Here is an 18,035-nt window from a genome sequence, read left to right on the forward strand (position 1 = left end):
CATGGCCCGGCGCTACCGGGCGGATACGCGGCGGCGCCAGCGGCGCAGGGCGATGCTGGCGATCGCCAGCCCGGCGCCGACGATCAGCAGGCCCAAGGCCAGCGGCTGCCAGAAGAAGAATGGCCATAACCACACGTAATCCAGATCGGTCAGCTTCAGCACGTCCATTGGCGGCAACAACTCCACCGAAGCCGCACGTCCAGCCAGCGCCGGCTCGACATCCAGCACGGTCACCCGCAACCAGGAACGGCCGCGCGGCAGCGCATCGCCGCGGCCGTAACCGAAGTACGCGTCAAACAGTCCCCCGCCCGCGATGGTTTCCAGCCGGCGCACGACGTCCGTGGTCGGAGGGCCGGCACGTACGCTGGTGCGGAACTGCGCCTGCTGTGTGGGGGTTTCCACGCTGAACCGCACCGTGGGGTCCAGCGCCGGATCCGCTGCCTCGGGCAGATAGCGCAGGCGCAGCCGCAGGCGATCATCAATGAAGCGGTAGACCGTCACCTGTGCAGACGCGCCCGGCTGCAAGCGCAGCGGCACCGTCTGCGTGCGCGACGCGAGATGGTTGGCGACCGCGCCCAGCAGCAGCACAACGCAGGCCAGCCCCCACAGGCTCCACAACACCCACAGGGTGACCCGCGCGACCGTCTCGCCCTTCACCGTTGTCCTCGTCATTGCGCTACGTCCCTGCAGGCATGGCCCACACAGTAACGAAAAAGCCCCGCTTGCGCGGGGCTTCTCCTTGCAACGACGCCGGGCATGGCCCGGCGCTACCGGTCAATCGCTCAGGCGAACGGGTCCTGCAGCACCATGGTGTGGTCGCGGTCCGGGCCGGTGGAGACGATGCTGATCGGGCAGCCGGCCAGCTCTTCCAGCGAACGCAGGTAGGCGCGTGCGGCCGGCGGCAGGTCGTCCCAGTTGGTGATGCCGTGGGTGTTCTCGCTCCAGCCCGGGAACTCCAGGTACACCGGGGTGCAGTCTTCCCAGCCCTGCGCGTCCAGCGGCGCGTACTCGGTACGCTTGCCGTTGTATTCGTAGGCAATGCAGACCTTCAGCTTTTCCATGCCGTCCAGCACGTCCAGCTTGGTGATGCACAGGCCGCTGATGCCGTTGATGGCCACGGCGCGCTTCAGCGCCACAATGTCCATCCAGCCGCAGCGACGCGGGCGACCGGTGGAGGCACCGTATTCGGCGCCGCGGTCACGGATGCCCTGGCCGATTTCATCGTCCAGCTCGGTCGGGAACGGGCCGCCGCCGACGCGGGTGGCGTAGGCCTTGGCGATGCCCAGCACGTAGTCGATCGAATCGGCGCCCACGCCGGTACCGGCCAGCGCACCGCCGACGGTGGTGTTGGAGCTGGTGACGTACGGGTAGGTGCCGTGGTCGATGTCCAGCAGGGCGCCCTGCGCGCCTTCGAACAGTACGCGCTTACCCTGCTTGCGCAGGTCATGCAGGATGCCGGCCACGTCGGACTTCATCGGCTGCACGTATTCGCCGAAGGCCAGCGCTTCGTCGTAGGTCTTCTGGAAATCGACCGCTTCGGTGCCCAGGTACTTGGTCAGCACGAAGTTGTGGTAATCCAGCGCGGTGCGCAGCAGTTCTTCCAGCTGCTTGGGGTAATGCAGGTCGGCGATGCGGATGCCGCGACGCGCCACCTTGTCTTCGTAGGCCGGACCGATGCCGCGACCGGTGGTGCCGATCGCCTTGCCACCGGCAGCGCGCTCGCGCGCCTGGTCCAGGGCGATGTGGTACGGCATGATCAGCGGCGCGGCCGGGGAGATCTTCAGGCGCGAACGCACTTCCACGCCGGAGGTTTCCAGCTCGGCGATTTCCTTCTGCAGTGCGGCCGGCGAGATCACCACGCCGTTGCCGATCAGGCACAGCGCATCGTCACGCAGGATGCCCGACGGAATCAGGTGCAGGACGGTCTTCTTGCCGTTGATGACCAGCGTGTGGCCGGCGTTGTGGCCGCCCTGGAAGCGCACGACGGCGCCGATTTCCTCAGTAAGCAGATCGACGATCTTGCCCTTGCCTTCATCGCCCCACTGGGCACCCAACACTACGACAGACTGACCCATGACGGGCTCCTCGATTTTGTTGCGGCCATCGGGGCCGCGGACGGTTGACCCATGGCGGGGCTGGCCAGCGCGTGGGTGGCGGCTCCAAACGGGGAGCGGCCGGCGATGGATGGCCCAGACACGGAAAAAGCCGAACGGGGAGGCCCGTCCGGCTTTTGTGCATTATCCGGGTTTCCGGGGTCCGCTGCCACCCTTCCGACGGACGGCTTCACCGGCCGGTCAGCCGACTGGATGGGGTCGGATCCCTTTCCGCAGGAAAGGGCTCTGACCCCGGCCCGCCACTAGTGCCGGGCCCACCACAGCAGGCTCAGGCCGGCCAGCAGCACCAGCCCGCCGAAGCTGCGCAGGGCCGGGCTGGGCAGGTCCAGCAGGCGCTCGGCCATGCGCTTCCAGGCCAGCGGCGCGGCAAACAACAGCAGCCCTTCCAGCACCGCCACCAGGCAGAGGGCGGCGAACAGGTCTTTCATGGGGGGAACTCCGGAAAAAGCACGGGGCCCGGCAGTTGGCCGGGCCCCGTGGGTGATGCGTGAAACTCAGCGGTCGTTCTTCAGGTACTGCAGGAACGGGTCATTCTTGTCCAGCACGATCACGCCGTTACCGTCGGTCATGGAGCCACGGTAGGCCTCCAGGCTGCGGTAGAACGCGTAGAACGACGGGTCGGCAGCGCCGGCCTGGCCGTAGATGCGTGCGGCATCGGCATCGCCTTCACCGCGCAGGCGCTGGGCATCACGCTCGGCCTCGGCGATCAGCACGGTGCTGTCGCGGTCAGCCTGGGCGCGGATGGTCAGCGACTGCTCTTCGCCCTCGGCGCGCAGCTTGGCCGCTTCCTGCTTGCGCTGGGCGCGCATGCGCTCGTACACGTCGTTGATCACCTGGCTGTCGGTCGGCAGGTCCACCTGCTTGATGCGCAGGTCGATCATCTGCATGCCCAGCCCGGCCACCGCTTCGTTGATGCCCTTGAGCTGTTCGGCGATCAGTTCGCTGCGGTCACCGGAGACCAGCTGCTGCAGGGTGCGCGAGTTGATCTGGTTGCGCAGCGAATCGGTGATGATCGGTGCCAGGCGGGCATTGGCCACGCGCGGGTCGCCACCGGTGGCACGGAAGTAGTCGCCCACGTTGGAGATGTAGCCGATGGCGAAGAAGTCGACGCTGACGTCCTTCTGCTCGGCGGTGAAGTAACGTGCCGGGGCGGTGTCCAGCACCTGGAAGCGGCGATCGAACACACGCACCGTTTCCACCACCGGCAGTTTGAAGTGCAGGCCCGGCTTGATGTCCGAACGGACCACCTTGCCCAGGTTCAGCACCATCGCCGTCTGGTCTTCACGCACCACATAGACCGAGCCCAGCAGGCCCAGCAGGGCCGCTACGGCGACCGCAATCCACATCGAACTTCTCATCGGCTGCCCTCCTCACGGCCACTGGGTCGCCCGGTCGGGCGGCCGACCGGCCGGCCCGGGTCACGGGAAGCTTCCACCGCCGTGGCGCCCGGCAGCGACGGCATCACCACCTCCGGGTTCACCACCGGGGCCGGCGCCGAGGCGCTGGGGCGGGTATCGCCGGTCATCGGCACGTAGATCAGCTGGCGGCCATCGCCACCGATCACCTTGCGGTTCTCGCTCAGCACCTGCTGCACGGTTTCCAGCCACAGGCGCTTGCGGGTCACCTCGGGCGAGTTCTTGTACTGGGCCTGCAACAGGCTGAAGCGCTGCGCGTCACCCTCGGCCTTGGACACCACGGCCTGCTTGTAGCCTTCGGCGGTGGTACGGGCACGCGAGGCCTGGCCACGCGCTTCGGGCACCACCTTGGCGGCGTAGGCCTGGGCCTCGTTGATCAGGCGTTCCTTGACCTGCTGGGCGCCGTTGACCTCGTCGAAGGCCGGCTTGACCTCTTCCGGCGGACGGGCGTCCTGCAGGGTCAGGCCGGTCACGGTCAGGCCGGTCTTGAACGCCTTCAGCAGCGCCTGCAGGCGTTCTTCGGCGGCCACGGCCAGCGGACCACGGTTGTTCAGCACGGCATTGAGGTCGGCACGGCCGACTTCCTCACGCACCGCGCTCTGCGCCGACTGCTCCAGCACCTGGTTGGCATCGACCGTACCGAACAGGTACTGCTGCGGGTCGTCGATGCGGTACTGCACGTTCAACGAGACATTGACGATGTTCTCGTCGCGGGTCAGCACCGGCACCTGGATCGAGAAGGTCTTGATCTCGGTGGCGTTGACCTTGGTGACCGATTCGATCGGCCACGGCAGCTTGAAGTTCGGGCCAGGGGTCAGGATGCGCGAGAACTGGCCGAAGCGCAGCACCACGCCGCGCTGCTGTTCGCCGATCAGCTGGAAGCTGGAGAACAGCACCAGCAGCACCACCGCCGCCGCCACCCAACGCAGGATGCCCCCGTCGAACAGATCCTTCAGCGGCCCGGGCAGACCGCCCCAGCCACCGCCATTGCCACCGCCGCGCGACCGGAACGGCCCACGTCGATTGTCCTCGGGGCCTTGTCCGCCCTTGTTGCCGCCGGGTGTATTCCAGGCCATGCACGCTCCATCAAGATATGGGCTGCGACGCGGGCCCTTCCCGCAACGCCAGCCGTGAACCATCTCCGATCATACAAGATGGGGCGGACCGGCAGGATTGAAAGGGTGATGACGCGGTAAGGTTGTGTTTTCCTCGAAGTCAGGCAGCGCCGATGGCCCCCACCACCCCGTTCACCGCCTTCCGGATCGAAAACGACAGCGCCGGCTACCGCAGCGGCCTGACCCGGCTGGGCGTGGACGACCTCAACCCCGGCCAGGTGCTGATCCGCGCCCACTGGTCATCAGTGAACTACAAGGACGCCCTGGCCGGCACCGGCAAGGGCCGGATCCTGCGGCGCTTCCCGCTGGTGGGGGGCATCGACGTGGCCGGCACCGTGGTGGCTTCCAGCGACCCGGCCTGGCGCGAGGGCGATGCGGTGCTGGCCACCGGCTGCGGCCTGAGCGAGACCCGCGACGGCGGCTACAGCCAGTACGTGCGCCTGGAATCGAGCGCGGTGATCGCCCAGCCCAGCGGCCTGACCCCGCGCGAGGCCATGGTACTGGGCACCGCCGGCTTCACCGCCGCGCTGGCGCTGCTGCGCCTGCAGGACAACCGGCAGACGCCGGCCCACGGCCCGCTGGCGGTTACCGGCGCCAGTGGCGGGGTGGGCGCGCTGGCCGTGGATATTTTCAGCCGCGCCGGCTACAGCGTGCATGCCATCAGCGGCAAGCCCGAACAGGCAGGGTTCCTGCGCGGGATCGGCGCGGCCGAAGTACTGCCGCGCGAGGCCTTGGCCGATACCGCCCCGCTGCAGTCGGCCCGCTTCGGCGGCGGTCTGGACAATGCCGGCGGCCCGATGCTGGCCAGCCTGCTGGCGCAGACCGTGCCCTACGGCAGCGTGGTCAGCGCCGGCCTGGCGGCCAGCCCTTCTTTGGAAATGACGGTCATGCCGTACATCCTCCGCGGCGTGTCGCTGCTGGGGGTGTCCTCGGCCAGCGCCCCGCGCGATCTGCGCGAAGCGGTGTGGGCCCAGCTGGGCGGCGCGTGGAAGCCGCAGCACCTGGACCGCATCTGCACCGCTGAAGTGGGCCTGGACGAACTGCCCGGCGTGTTCGAACGCATGCTGGCCGGCGGGTCGCTGGGGCGCACGGTAGTGCGGATCGACTGAGCGTTGCAGGCAGGCGACGGACGGCAGGGCGCGGCCCTCCCGCCATCACGTTGCCCGCACTACACTGCGGGCAACACATGGGGAACAACATGGCACGCATTCTGATCGTCGACGATTCACCGTCGCAGCTGTTGGGGATACAGCGCATCGTCGAGAAGCTCGGGCACCAGATCCTGACCGCCACCGATGGCGCGGCCGGCGTGGAAACCGCCAAGGCCGAGCTGCCTGACCTGGTGCTGATGGATGTGGTGATGCCCAACCTCAATGGCTTCCAGGCCACCCGCACGCTGGCCCGCGACGAGGCCACCCGGCATATTCCCGTGATCCTGGTCACCACCAAGGACCAGGACACCGACCGCATGTGGGGCATGCGCCAGGGCGCCAAGGCCTACATCACCAAGCCGTTCTCGGAAGACGAACTGTCCGAAGTGCTGGAGCGCGTTTTCGCCGGCCAGGGCTGAACCATTGCGGTAGGTGCCAACCTTGGTTGGCACGCCGCCTTGGTAGGTGCCAACCTTGGTTGGCACGCCGCCTTGGTAGGTGCCAACCTTGGTTGGCACATTGTGCGGACCAAGGTCCGCACCTACCAAAATCGATCTCAGATCGTTTCGCCGAAGGCCTTGGCCAGGTTGCGGTACGCCTTCTTCTGCGCATCGTCGGTCGCGGCCGGGGCCACGATCTCCAGCTCCACGATCTGGTCGCCGTCGGGGTTGCCCGGCAGCCCGCGACCGCGCAGGCGCAGCTTGCGACCGGCATCTGAATCGGCCGGGATCTTCAGCTCCACGCTACCGCCCAGGGTGGGCACGCTGATGCTGGTGCCCAGCGCCGCCTGCCAGGGCGTCACCTGCAGGGTGTAGAGGATGTTGCGCCCGTCCACCTCGAACTGCGGATGCGCGGCATATTCCACTTCCAGCAACAGGTTGCCGCCGTGGTTGCCCTGCCCGGCCAGGCGGATCACCTGCCCCGGCCGGATACCCTTGGGCACGCGCACATCCAGCTGCCGGCCATTGACGGTGATGCGCAGGCTGTCGCCCTTGTAGGCCGCTTCCAGCGGTACCGACAGCTTGGCCCGGGTATCGCGGTTGGGCGCGTGGCCCTGGCTGCTGAAGCCCGGGCCGGCCCCCGGCCCCTGGCCGCCGCGCTGGCGTGCGAACAGGCTTTCGAAGAAATCGCTGAAGCCGCCGCCGGCACCACCGCCGCCGCCGAACACTTCCTCGAAGTTGAAGCCGCCGCCGCCGTAGTTGGGCGGAACGTTGAACTCTTCGCCCGGGCGGTAGCCCTGCGCACGCAACTGATCATAGGCCGCGCGCTTTTCGGGGTCGCGCAGCGCCTCGTAGGCCTCGTTCACCGCCTTGAACTTGTCTTCCGCCCCGGCCTCCTTGCTGACGTCCGGGTGGTACTTGCGTGCCAGGCGGCGATAGGCGGTCTTGATTTCCGCATCGCCCGCGCTCGGCTCCACCCCCAGGGTGGCGTAGTAATCCTTGAATTCCATCCAGCTACCTCGATCTGCTTCGGCCGCGCCGGTGGCGCCGCCCCGGGTTCATTCTACGCGCCGGCGATGCTACGCCGCGCACCGTGCGGCCCTGGTGAGGCCGACTGATCCTGCGCAATGCAGCCGCCCTGCCGGTGCGGCAGGCTGAGGCTGGCGGCCCCCGCCGCAACGTTCCAAGATGGGGCGTGCACGCCGGGTTTCCAATGTCTTGACGCGTTCATCCCACCCACCCTTCTAGCCTGCCCCCGCAAGGAGTTCCCATGACCATCCACGTCGGCGACCGCATTCCGGAAGTCACCCTCAAGCGCATCCGCGAAGGCGTCGAGACCCTCGATACCCACGCCCTGTTCGACGGCCGCAAGGTCGTGCTGTTCGCCGTGCCCGGTGCCTTCACCCCCACCTGTTCGGCGCGCCACCTGCCCGGCTACGTGGAGGCGTTCGATGCCTTCCGCCAGCGCGGCATCGAGGTCTACTGCATGGCGGTCAACGATCCGTTCGTGATGAAGGCCTGGGCGGCCGACCAGCACGTGCCCGACGGCCTGCTGATGCTGTCCGACGGCAATGGCGGACTGACCCGCGCCCTGGGCCTGGAGCTGGATGCCAGTGCCTCGGGCATGGGCATCCGTGCGCGCCGCTTCGCCCTGTACGCCGACGACGGCGTGGTGCAGGCGCTGTGGATCGAGGAACCCGGTCAATTCGAAGTGTCTTCGGCGCAGTACGTGCTGGAGCACCTGCCCACCTAGCCCCACACCAGAGGAAACGGCCAGCCATGTCCACCAAGCCAGCCAAGACCAGCAAGCCCAGTGCCACCGTCACCGCCATCAGCGACCGCAAGGCGCTGCGCGAACGGGCGCGCCGCAACATCGAAGACGGTGCCATCACCGACAGCTACAGCGCCGACCGCAAGGCGGTCATCAAGCTGCTCAACGATGCATTGGCCACCGAATATGTGTGCGTGCTGCGTTATTACCGCCACTACTTCATGGCCAAGGGCATGCTGGCCGATGCGGTGAAGGCCGAATTCCTGGAGCACGCCCAGCAGGAACAGGCCCATGCCGGCAAGCTGGCCGAGCGCATCGTGCAGCTGGGCGGTGAACCCGACCTCAACCCGGACACGTTCTCGGCGCGCTCGCATGCCGAGTACAAGGAAGGCAGCGACCTGCGCGACATGGTGCGGGAAAACCTGGTGGCCGAGCGCATCGCAATCGACAGTTACCGCGAGATGATCAACTTCGTCGGCGACCGCGACACCACCACCAAGCGCATCCTGGAAGAGATCCTGGCGCAGGAAGAAGAACACGCCGATGAGTTCGCCGATCTGCTGGATGGCTGGATCGGGAAATAGCGGCCCGGCGCACGCCTTGGTAGCTGCCCACCTTGGTGGGCAGTTGTTCCGACGTATGCCAACCAAGGTTGGCACCTACCGTAGCTGCCCACCTTGGTGGGCAGTTGTTCAGTCGCGTGCCAACCAAGGTTGGCACCTACCAAAGCAGGGAGCAGCGTCAACGGATGACGTTGAACCGCACCTGGGTCCAGGCGCCGTCGGACGCCAGCGCGGTCAAGGTATGCGCGCCGGGCTCGGCAAATTCGCGCTGCATCAGCTGTGCGCCCTGCGTCTGCGCGATCCAGCGGCCATCCAGCAGCCAGTCCACGCGCTGTTCGCTGCCCAGTGCGCGCAGCTGCAGGCGCACGCCATGTTCGGCATTGGGCGCACGCGCCAGTGCGGCGCCGTCGTTCAGTCCATCGATGTGCAGGGCCACGCTGGCCTCGCGGCCATCGTCGCGACAATCCGGGGAGAGCGCGGGCAACTGCGAGGCCTCGCGCGTGGCCTTGGCCAGCCATGGTGACAGCAACGCAGGCCAGCGCGCGATCTCGCCCGGCACTTCCACATGCGGCGCGCTGCAATCGGCAGACAGGCGCAAGCCGCTGCGCGCGTCGGCCACGTAGCGCTGCCGCCCCGGTTGCCAGCGCCGCGCGTCGCGCTCGGGGAAGGTCAGCGGCGCCGCACCGTCCAGCAGGAAGGCTGGCATGCGCCGCTGGCACAGCGACGCCGGCAGCCCCACGGCGCGCTCACCGGTGGGCCAGCACACGTCCGCTTCGCTGACACTGGCCGGCATCGGCGCGGCCGCCGAATCACCGCGCTGGCGCGGCAGGCTGTCCACCACTTCGAACATCAGCGGCAAGGCGGTCACCGCACCGTACTGGCCGGGCAGCGGCGTGCCGTCGGGCCGCCCCACCCACACGCCCACGGTGTAGTGGCGGGTGCTGCCGATCGCCCAGGCATCGCGGAAACCGTAACTGGTGCCGGTCTTCCACGCCACGCGCGGGCGCCCACCGATATCGAAGGTGCCCACGCCATAGCCTGGCCGTGGATTGGATTCGAGCATCTCGCGCACGATCCACGCCGCGCCCGGCGAGACCAGTCGGCGCTCCACCATCGGCTCGTCGGCGGTATAGCGCACGCGACCGGCAATGCCATTGCGATTCAAGGCGGCGAACGCGCCCACCAGGTCTTCCAGACGCGCGCCGGTGCCGCCGAGAATCAACGACAGATTGGGTTGCGCGCCCGGCGGGAAGCGCAGCTGGATGCCGGCGTGGGACAGGCGGGCGGCGAAGCGCGCGGCCCCCACCCGCTGCAGCAGGTCCACCGAAGGCACGTTCAGCGACAGGCGCAGCGCGGTGGCCGCACCTACCGGGCCATTGAAGGCCATGTCGAAATTGCCGGGTCGGTAACTGCCAAAGCTCTGCGGTGCATCCACCAGCAGGCTTTCCGAATGGATCAGCCCATCGTCCAGCGCCATGCCATACAGGAAGGGCTTGAGGGTGGAACCGGGCGAGCGCCAGGCCTGCACCATGTCCACGTGGCCCAGCCGCTGCCGATCACCGAAGGACAGCGTGCCCACGTAGGCGCGCGCCTGCAGGGTCTGGTTGTCCACCACCAGCAGCGCGGCGGAGGTGCGCTCGGGCAGGCCCGAAAAATAGCTGGCCACGCGCTCTTCCAGGGTGCGCTGCAGGCCGATGTCGATGCCACTTTCAATGCGCGCCTGGCCGGGATAGGTGGCGCGCAGCCGCTGCGCCAGCAGGGCCGCATGCATGGGGGGCCGCAGCGAGCGCGCCACCACGTTTTCGATGCGCGCATCCGACACCTCGTCGGCCGACCACACGCGCTGCTGGGCCATGCGCGCCAGCACCTTGTCACGTGCTTTCTGCGCCGCTTCCGGGTGCCGGTCCGGGCGCAGGCGGCTTGGTGCCTGCGGCAGCACCGCCAACAGGGCGGCCTCGGCATGCGAAAGCTGCGCCGCCGACTTGCCCAGGTACGCCCAGCTGGCCGCCTCCACGCCTTCGATGGTGCCGCCGTAGGGTGCCCGTTCCAGGTACAAGGCCAGGATCTGCGCCTTGGACAGGTGCACTTCCAGCTGCACCGCGCGCAGCATCTGTTTCAGCTTGCCCCACGGCGTACGCGAGTGCGGGTCGAGGATGCGCGCCACCTGCATGGTCAGGGTGGAACCGCCGGAGACGATGTGGCCGCCGCGCAGCAGCTGGCCACCGGCGCGCAGGATCGCCAGCGGATTGATGCCGGGGTGCTTCCAGAACCAGCGGTCTTCGTAGGTCAACAGGGCCTGCAGGTACAGCGGCGACACGCTGTCCACCGTGGCCGGGTAGCGCCACACGCCTTCGGCATCGGCGAAGGCCCGCAGCGGACTGCCATCGGCGGCCACCACCAGCGTGCTGGTGTCGCGCTGTTTCGGCAGCGGCGGTGGGAATGCCCAATCCAGCACCAGCAGCAACGCCAGTGCGGCAGCGGTACCCCAGCGCAGCCAGGGCCATAGCGGTTGCAGCTGGGGGCGCAGGGCCGCCAGCCGCGTTCTGATCGATCGCTTCATGGTGTGCGGTCAGCAGGACGGGCCGCGCCATCGCGGCCCGTCCGCGCAATCACGGCTGCACCACCGTGATCGTGGTCGGGTTGCTGCGACCAACGCCACGCAGCTGCGGGCGGTACATGTCTTCCACCAGCGGCGGCGGCACCGTGTAGGTACCCGGGGTGACCGCGCGCACCAGATAGAAGACGTTCGCCTTGCTGCCACGGGACAGCTTCAGCGCCGCCACGTAGCGGTCGTCGCGGAACTCCTCGTGCTTGGTATCGGCCGCTTCGCCACGGTCGCTGATGGTGATGCCATCGACCACCACGTCGGCCCACTGCTTGGCATCGCCCAGGTTGAAGTTCTCGATTTCCAGGCCGGCCGGCAACAGGTCGGTCAGCAGTGCATCGGGCATGGTGGTATCGGCGGTGACGGTGACGCGCACGATCAGTGCCTCGCCTTCCTTCAGCGGGCGCGGCGTCCACGGCTTGCCATCGGTGCCGTAGTAGCTGCGCTCCACGCCCAGCACGCTGTTGTCCGGTGCCGGTGCCGTGCGCGGAATGCCGGCCACGTCGATGCTGGCGAACATCGGCGGCTGCCCCTGCGGGCTGAAGCGCACGCCGCTGGCCAGTTCGCCAGCGCTGAAGTTGCGGCCGAACAGCTTGCGCTCGCCAATCGCTTCGGTGTTGCCACCGATCACCAGTTCACCGGCGACCAGCGCCTTCTGGTTGGCCGACAGCGCCTTGCCCAGGCGCGCGATGGCGACCTGTTCCTGGGTGCTCAGCCACATCCAACCGGCATTGCGGCGCGCATCCAGGCCACGGCCCAGATCAACGGCGCGGGCATCCCAGGCCGGCTTGGCCAGCTTGTTTTCATGGGTCAGCGCGATCATCAGCGCGTCGTCACGGATGGCACTGCCGTAGTCGCCGAAGTACGACGGCCGTTCGCTGCTGGACTTGGCGAACGCCGCGGCCAGGGCCGCCTGGCCACGCTTGGCATCGCCCTGCAGCGACAGCGCCACGCCCAGGTGGACCAGCGACAGGCCACCGACCGCCTTGCTGCGCTCGTTGTCGTACAGCGTGCGCAGGGTGCCCAGCGGGGCACGGTTGACCCGCGCCAGCACGTAGCCCGAATAGGCCTGATTGGCAAACTTCAGCTTTTCGCGTTCGTCCTGGCCATAGAACTGGTTGCCCCCGGACAGCAGGTCCTCGCTCAGCCGGTTCAGCGCCTTCTGCAGCACGTTGTCCGGCACGGCGAAGCCGGCGTCCTTGGCATCGAGCAGGAACTCGGTGATGTACGGGGTCAGCCACGGGTTCACGTAGCCATCGTCACCCCACATGGAGAAGTTGCCGTTGGCCACCTGCATCGATGCCAGTCGGCCGAACGCGCCTTCCATGCGCTCGCGACGGGTCTTGGCATCCAGGCCATCGGCCCCCAGCATCGACGAGGTGGCCTGGTCCAGAATCAACGCGGCGTAGCCCTTGCTGGTGGTCTGTTCGGCGCAGCCATACGGATAGTTCAACGCGCCCTGCAGCGCACTGGCGAACGGAATGGGCGGCAGCGGGCTGACCAGCAGACGCGCGTTCACCGATTCGGCCATCAGCCCCTCGGTCAGGCTGCCATCCAGGCTGACCGCGGCCAGCGGATCGAGCGTGCGCACCTGCGAACGCAACACCTGCGGCCACGCCGCACGCACCGGCAGTTCATAGCGGCGGTCGGCCTTGAAGCCGTTGCCGTCCACCCGCACCCGCACCTTGGCCACGCTGTGCCCTTCGCGCGCCGACAGCGGGAAGCTGAGCGTGCTCTTGGCATCGGCATTCAACTGCACGCTGCGCGTGCCTTCGGCCAGCGAAAGCGGACCTTCGGTTTCCACCCGCACGTTGAACGCGCCCGGCTTGCCGGTGAAGTTCTGCACGTCCAGAGTGACCGTGCTGCGGTCGCCCGGGGCGAGCACGCGCGGCATGCTGGCTTCGGCCAGGATCGGTGCGCGCACCACGGTTTCCACATCGCGCTTGCCGTACTGGTCGTCGCTGTAGACCACCGCCGACACGCGCAGGGTGCCGTTGAAATCGGGCACCTTCAGGCGGATGCGGGCGATACCCTTGGCATCCAGTTGCACCGGGCCGGAGAACAGGTCCACGGTCTGCACGCGTGCGGTCGGCCGCTTGGCCTGCGGCAGTGCCTGCAGGCCCATGTCGCCGCCGAACTTCAGCTTGCCACTGCCGCCGTCGAAGCTTTCGATCACCCGGCTATAGATGTCGTAGGCATCGATGCCCAGGCGGCGCTGGGCGAAGAAGTGCGCACCGGCGTCGGGCACCGGGAAGCGGGTGATGTTGAGGATGCCCACGTCGACGGCCGAGACCGTGACATGCGCGGTCTTGCCGGCCAGCTGCGGTGCGCTGACGGTGACCGGCAGCTCCTGCTCCGGACGCATCTGCTTGGGCGCCACCAGGCCCACGGCCACGGTGCGGCCCTTGCGGTCCATCGGCACGTGCACCACGCCCACCGCGCGCGCCGGGGTGATCTTGCTGGGCGCGGTACCGCCACGGAATACCAGCGCGGTGATGTAGACGTCGTGGCGTTCCCAGTCGGCCGTGACCGGAATCTTGAAGGTGGCGCCCGGCTTGGCGTCGATCTCCTGCACGTACAGCATGCGATCGGATTCGACCATCAGCAGGCCCTTGCCGGCGTGCGGCGGGGTGACCGTCACCTGCAGGGTGTCACCGGCCTTGTAACCGGTCTTGTCCAGGCCCAGCTTGACCTTGTCCGGGCGGGCGTCCAGGCCGCGGTTGTCATCGCCCCAGCTCCAGCCGGCGCGGAACGGATAGCGACTGGTCAGGCCGGTGGACGGATCGAACACGTCCACCCGGTACTCGCCCCACTCCACCGGGAAATCGAAGGCCACCGCGCTGCTGCCGGCATCGACGGTGCGCGTTTCCTTGTTCTCGAAGCGGCGGGTGAAATCGTAGTCCCAACGGTTGTCGTTGAAGGTCCAGTGGTAGTCGCGCAGCTCGCGCACCAGGGTCACCTTCAGGCCCTTGGCCGGCTTCGGCGTACCCGCCGCATCCACACGCAGCAGCTCGAAGCGCGCATTGCCATTGGAATCGGCGCCATCATCGGGGTTGAACAGCGGGCGCACGCCGACCAGTGCATCGGCCGGCCACATCACCCGCTTCAGGGTGCGGGTGACCGTGCGGCCACCGGTCTCGTACAGGCTGCCCGACAGCACCACGGCAATCGGCGCCTTGGCCTTGGCCGCCTCTTCGGGCAGTGCAACGTCCTGGCGCAGCTGGCCGTTGGCCGGCAGCGTGGTATCGATCACGTCCTTGGCATCACGCGGCAGCTGCAGGGTCGGGTCGCCGAAGAAGTAGCCCGGCAGGCCCTCCACCGGCTTCTGCTCGGCGGCCACGGCCATGCGCGCGGTGAAGCGGTTGCCATCGGCCGGCGCACCATACAGATAGGCGCCGTTGGCCTGCAGGCGCAGTTCCTCGCCCGGCTTCAGCGTCTTCTGCGCGCTGTCCAGGTCCAGCTTCATGCGCTCGGGCAGGAACTCCTCGATGCGCAGGGTCATGCCCTGGATCGCTTCCTTGCTGGCCGGGTCGGTACGGAACTCGACCTGCCAGCGCCCGGTCGGCGCCTCGGCGGGAATGGTCTGTTCGAAGTTGATGTAGCCCTGCTCGCCCGGCTGCAGGCGGGTTTCGCGGAAGGTCTTGCCGTCGGGCTGCTTCAGGCGCAGGAACACCGGCTGCGGCTTCACCGGCTTGCCGTCGTTGTCGCGCAGCAGCGCCGACAGGCGCACGGTTTCCCCCGGGCGGTACAGATCGCGCCCGGACCAGGCGTAGACATCGAACCAGGCGTTGTCACGGCCGGCCACGGCGAACTCGCTCAGGTCCAGCGCGGGCTGGTTGAACGGCAGGAAGCTGGTGTCCTTGCCACTGCTGGCCACCAGCACATGGGCCGCATCCAGGGTGTAGTTCAGCAGGGCGTTGCCATTGCCGTCGGTGCTGCCCTTCAGCACCACTTCGCCCTTGGCGTCCAGCACGCGCAGGTCCACGCTCTTCAGCGCGGCGCCATCCTTCAACGAGGCGGTGTGGACGAACAGCTTGTCCTTGTAGGCGCGGGTATGCAGGCCGATGTCGCTGACCGAGAAGAACGCGGTGTCGAATTCGCCTTCGTAATCACCGGTGCGCTTGAGCAGGGCGAAGTACAGGCCCGGTTCCTGCAGCTCCTTGATGTCCTGGGTTGGCAGATACGTCAGAACGCGCTCGTTCTGCTTGCCGCCCAGGATGAAGCGGTTGACGTAGACCGGCTCGGCCAGCTTGTTGATCGGGCTGCGCTCGTAATCGCTGCTCAGTTCCCAGCTGCCGCGACGACCGCCGCGCTGGTACTGGCTGAAGAACGTGGGCAGGTCCTTTTCGCGCACGCGCAGGAATTCGACGTCCACTTCCGGCACGTTCACCGACACCACCGGCAGGCCGCGGCTTTCCTTGGCCGGCAGCACGCTGCCCTGCGAGGCGAACCCGGCCACCGGCTTCAGTTCCCCACTGAACACCTTCTGCTTCAGTTCCTTGCCCAGGCGATTGCCATCGGCGGCCAGCAGGTCCGGGGACACGACCAGGCTGTATTCCTTGCCGGCCTCCACGAACGGGTAGCGCAGGGTCAGGCCGTCATCGGACAGGGTCCAGCTGCTGTCTTCGGTGCCGACCTTCTCTTCGAAGCGCACCAGCTTGTCGAAATCCTGGGTGCCGACCAGCGGGCGCGAGAACTCCAGTGCCAGCGACAGGCCGTCATTCTTCTGGTCCGGATAGGCGCGCAGCAGGGTGAAGTCCTTCACCTGCTCGGCCTGGGTGGTGATCGCTTCACCACTGGCCTTGGGCAGCTGCCCACTGTCGTTGCGGCAACCGGCCAGGCCCAGCAACAGGCCTCCTGCCAGAACAGCCGCCGCCCAACCCCACCGCTTCCGCCGTGCCGGACCGCTCATGTCGTCACTCCTTGATCGAGGCGGCCATTATAGGGCCGCCGCGTCAAGGTGTTGACGGCGGGTGGCCGGTAGTCGCCAACCTTGGTTGGCGCTGGGCCCCACGCACGCGCTGGCGCGCGCCTGCCCACCAAGGTGGGCAGCTACCAGGCCCCGTGCAGCTACCGGCCTTATTCGGCCGGCACCCGCACCTTGCCTTCCATCAGCACCCGGGCGCTGCGACTCATGATCGCCTTGGTCACCGTCCACTGGCCGCCCACCTGCCCGGCCTGGGCGCCGACCCGCAGGGTGCCGGAGGGATGGCCGAAGGTGACTGCCTCACGCTGGCCGCCACCGGCCGCGCGGTTGACCAGGGTGCCCGGAATCGCCGCGGCGGTGCCAATGGCCACTGCCGCGGTACCCATCATCGCGTGGTGCAGCTTGCCCATCGACAGCGCGCGCGCATGCAGATCGATGGCCGAGGCCGGGATGGCTTTGCCGCTGGACGACACGTAATCCTGTGCCGGCGCCACGAAGGCCACCTTCGGCGTGTGCTGGCGGGTCGCCGCGTCTTCCAGCTTCGAAATCAGGCCCATGCGCAATGCGCCGTGGGCGCGGATAGTCTCGAACTTCTGCAGGGCCGCCTTGTCTTCGTTGATGGCCGGCTGCAGTTCGGTGCCGGTGTAGCCCAGGTCGGCGGCGTTGAGGAAGATGGTCGGGATGCCGGCGGTGATCATCGTCACCTCGAAGCTCCCCACACCCGGCACGTCCAGGGTGTCCACCAGGTTGCCGGTGGGGAACATCGCCCCGGCATCGCCGTCATCGGACGGATCAATGAACTCCAGCTGGATCTCGGCCGCCGGGAAGGTCACGCCATCCAGCTCGAAATCACCGGTTTCCTGCACTTCGCCGTTGCACATCGGCACGTGGGCGATGATGGTCTTGCCGATGTTGGCCTGCCAGATGCGCACCGTGCACAGGCCGTCGCGCGGCACACGGGCCGGGTCGACCAGGCCATTGGCAATGGCGAACGGGCCCACCGCCGTGCTCAGGTTGCCGCAGTTGCCGCTCCAGTCGACGAAGGCGGTATCGATGGAGACCTGGCCATACAGGTAATCCACGTCGTGATCCGGCACCGAGGCGGCGGAAATGATCACGCACTTGCTGGTGCTCGACGTTGCCCCGCCCATGCCATCGGTGTGCTTGCCATACGGATCGGGCGAACCGATCACCCGCATCAGCAGCGCATCACGGGCGGGGCCCGGCACCTGCGCCGCTTCGGGCAGGTCCTGCAGGCGGAAGAACACGCCCTTGCTGGTGCCACCGCGCATGTAGGTGGCGGGAATACGGAGTTGCGGGAGGAAGGTCATCGTCGGATCCAAGCGTTTGAACGTCAGGAGATGTCTTGCATCAGCCCATCAAGGCCACGGTCAACACACCACACGCGTATGACGTGCACGCGCGCAGGCTGGTCAATGTAGTAAACGAGATAGCGTTCAAAGGAGGAAACCGGCATGAAACGCAACGTGCCAGGCAACTGCGCGGCGGGTTCGGCGTGTCTGCTGGAGCCCGAAGCTGGAAACAAGGCAATGCGCTGCAGGGTGGCCTGCAACTCGGCCAGGAAACGCGTGCCTAGTGCGACTCCTCCCTGCCGCGCGAACCACAGCGCAGCATCGGCCGCGTCGGTCTCTGCCCTCGGCCTCCAGTCAATCGCCTTCACGCTCCATCCTTTCGGTCAGTTCGCGACGCATCCGCTCGAACGTGTCAGCCGTCACCGGCGTGGCAGGCCCTGAGGCCAAGCCCTCGGCGATCAACTGTCGAAGCAATGCTTCCGCCTTGCTGCGCTGGCGCTGGCGGATCAGGTCGCGCACGTAGTCGGAGGTGCTGGAGTAACCGCCTTCGCGTACTTCCTCGTCCACGAACTGCTTGAGCGGATCGGTCAGCGAAATGTTCATGGTGGCCATCAGACTCTC

The 18,035-nt window shown here is 67.6% G+C and carries 15 protein-coding genes; 4 read left to right on the plus strand and 11 right to left on the minus strand.

Annotated elements, in window-relative coordinates:
• Positions 1 to 12 precede the first annotated feature (12 nt).
• From C1931_RS14900 to hflK, 5 genes are all read right to left on the minus strand, one after another.
• Positions 13 to 657, minus strand: coding sequence for a hypothetical protein (locus C1931_RS14900; protein WP_108756893.1), 645 nt, complete (start codon positions 655 to 657; stop codon positions 13 to 15).
• Positions 658 to 782: 125 nt separating this feature from the next.
• A complete protein-coding gene (locus tag C1931_RS14905; RefSeq protein WP_108753832.1) occupies positions 783 to 2,075 on the minus strand; it encodes an adenylosuccinate synthase in 1,293 nt (430 codons plus the stop codon).
• 281 nt (positions 2,076 to 2,356) lie between these two features.
• A complete protein-coding gene (locus tag C1931_RS14910; protein ID WP_108750746.1) occupies positions 2,357 to 2,542 on the minus strand; it encodes a DUF2065 family protein in 186 nt (61 codons plus the stop codon).
• Positions 2,543 to 2,608: 66 nt separating this feature from the next.
• The gene (locus tag C1931_RS14915) at positions 2,609 to 3,472 is read right to left on the minus strand and encodes a protease modulator HflC (RefSeq protein ID WP_108750747.1); all 864 of its coding nucleotides are present in this window, start codon (positions 3,470 to 3,472) and stop codon (positions 2,609 to 2,611) included.
• A complete protein-coding gene (gene hflK / locus C1931_RS14920; RefSeq protein ID WP_108756894.1) occupies positions 3,469 to 4,605 on the minus strand; it encodes an FtsH protease activity modulator HflK in 1,137 nt (378 codons plus the stop codon). The genes C1931_RS14915 and hflK overlap by 4 nt, the downstream gene beginning before the upstream one ends.
• Positions 4,606 to 4,757: 152 nt before the next feature.
• Between hflK and C1931_RS14925 the strand changes: the two genes are divergently transcribed.
• Positions 4,758 to 5,753, plus strand: a complete 996-nt coding sequence (locus C1931_RS14925) for a YhdH/YhfP family quinone oxidoreductase (protein ID WP_108756895.1) — start codon at positions 4,758 to 4,760, stop codon at positions 5,751 to 5,753.
• An 89-nt stretch (positions 5,754 to 5,842) separates the two neighbouring features.
• On the plus strand, positions 5,843 to 6,214 hold the full coding sequence (gene pilH, locus C1931_RS14930; protein ID WP_005410644.1) for a twitching motility response regulator PilH: 372 nt from the start codon (positions 5,843 to 5,845) through the stop codon (positions 6,212 to 6,214).
• Positions 6,215 to 6,351: 137 nt separating this feature from the next.
• Here the strand turns inward: pilH and C1931_RS14935 are convergent, their stop codons facing one another.
• Complete coding sequence (locus C1931_RS14935) at positions 6,352 to 7,245, minus strand: DnaJ C-terminal domain-containing protein (RefSeq protein ID WP_108756896.1); 894 nt, start codon at positions 7,243 to 7,245, stop codon at positions 6,352 to 6,354.
• A 260-nt stretch (positions 7,246 to 7,505) separates the two neighbouring features.
• Here C1931_RS14935 and C1931_RS14940 point away from each other — a divergent pair, with 260 nt between their 5' ends.
• The gene (locus tag C1931_RS14940) at positions 7,506 to 7,988 is read left to right on the plus strand and encodes a peroxiredoxin (protein ID WP_108756897.1); all 483 of its coding nucleotides are present in this window, start codon (positions 7,506 to 7,508) and stop codon (positions 7,986 to 7,988) included.
• 26 nt (positions 7,989 to 8,014) lie between these two features.
• Complete coding sequence (locus tag C1931_RS14945; RefSeq protein WP_108753837.1) at positions 8,015 to 8,590, plus strand: ferritin-like domain-containing protein; 576 nt, start codon at positions 8,015 to 8,017, stop codon at positions 8,588 to 8,590.
• Between the two features lie 157 nt (positions 8,591 to 8,747).
• Here the strand turns inward: C1931_RS14945 and pbpC are convergent, their stop codons facing one another.
• The 5 genes from pbpC to C1931_RS14970 all read right to left on the minus strand — a co-directional run bounded on the left by pbpC (position 8,748) and on the right by C1931_RS14970 (position 18,026).
• Positions 8,748 to 11,129, minus strand: a complete 2,382-nt coding sequence (pbpC, locus tag C1931_RS14950; RefSeq protein ID WP_108756898.1) for a penicillin-binding protein 1C — start codon at positions 11,127 to 11,129, stop codon at positions 8,748 to 8,750.
• A gap of 49 nt (positions 11,130 to 11,178) precedes the next feature.
• Positions 11,179 to 16,086 carry an alpha-2-macroglobulin gene (locus C1931_RS14955; RefSeq protein WP_108756899.1) on the minus strand — a complete coding sequence of 1,636 codons (4,908 nt, stop codon included), beginning with the start codon at positions 16,084 to 16,086 and terminating at the stop codon, positions 11,179 to 11,181.
• A gap of 167 nt (positions 16,087 to 16,253) precedes the next feature.
• Positions 16,254 to 17,432 carry a 2-methylaconitate cis-trans isomerase PrpF gene (prpF, locus tag C1931_RS14960; protein ID WP_108756900.1) on the minus strand — a complete coding sequence of 393 codons (1,179 nt, stop codon included), beginning with the start codon at positions 17,430 to 17,432 and terminating at the stop codon, positions 16,254 to 16,256.
• A 23-nt stretch (positions 17,433 to 17,455) separates the two neighbouring features.
• On the minus strand, positions 17,456 to 17,782 hold the full coding sequence (locus tag C1931_RS14965) for a type II toxin-antitoxin system RelE/ParE family toxin (RefSeq protein WP_108756901.1): 327 nt from the start codon (positions 17,780 to 17,782) through the stop codon (positions 17,456 to 17,458).
• Positions 17,769 to 18,026: a type II toxin-antitoxin system ParD family antitoxin gene (locus C1931_RS14970; protein WP_108753842.1), complete on the minus strand. Its 258-nt coding sequence runs from the start codon at positions 18,024 to 18,026 to the stop codon at positions 17,769 to 17,771. The genes C1931_RS14965 and C1931_RS14970 overlap by 14 nt, the downstream gene beginning before the upstream one ends.
• Positions 18,027 to 18,035: the final 9 nt, after the last annotated feature.

This window comes from Stenotrophomonas sp. YAU14A_MKIMI4_1, from assembly GCF_003086855.1.
Classification (GTDB): Bacteria; Pseudomonadota; Gammaproteobacteria; order Xanthomonadales; family Xanthomonadaceae; genus Stenotrophomonas.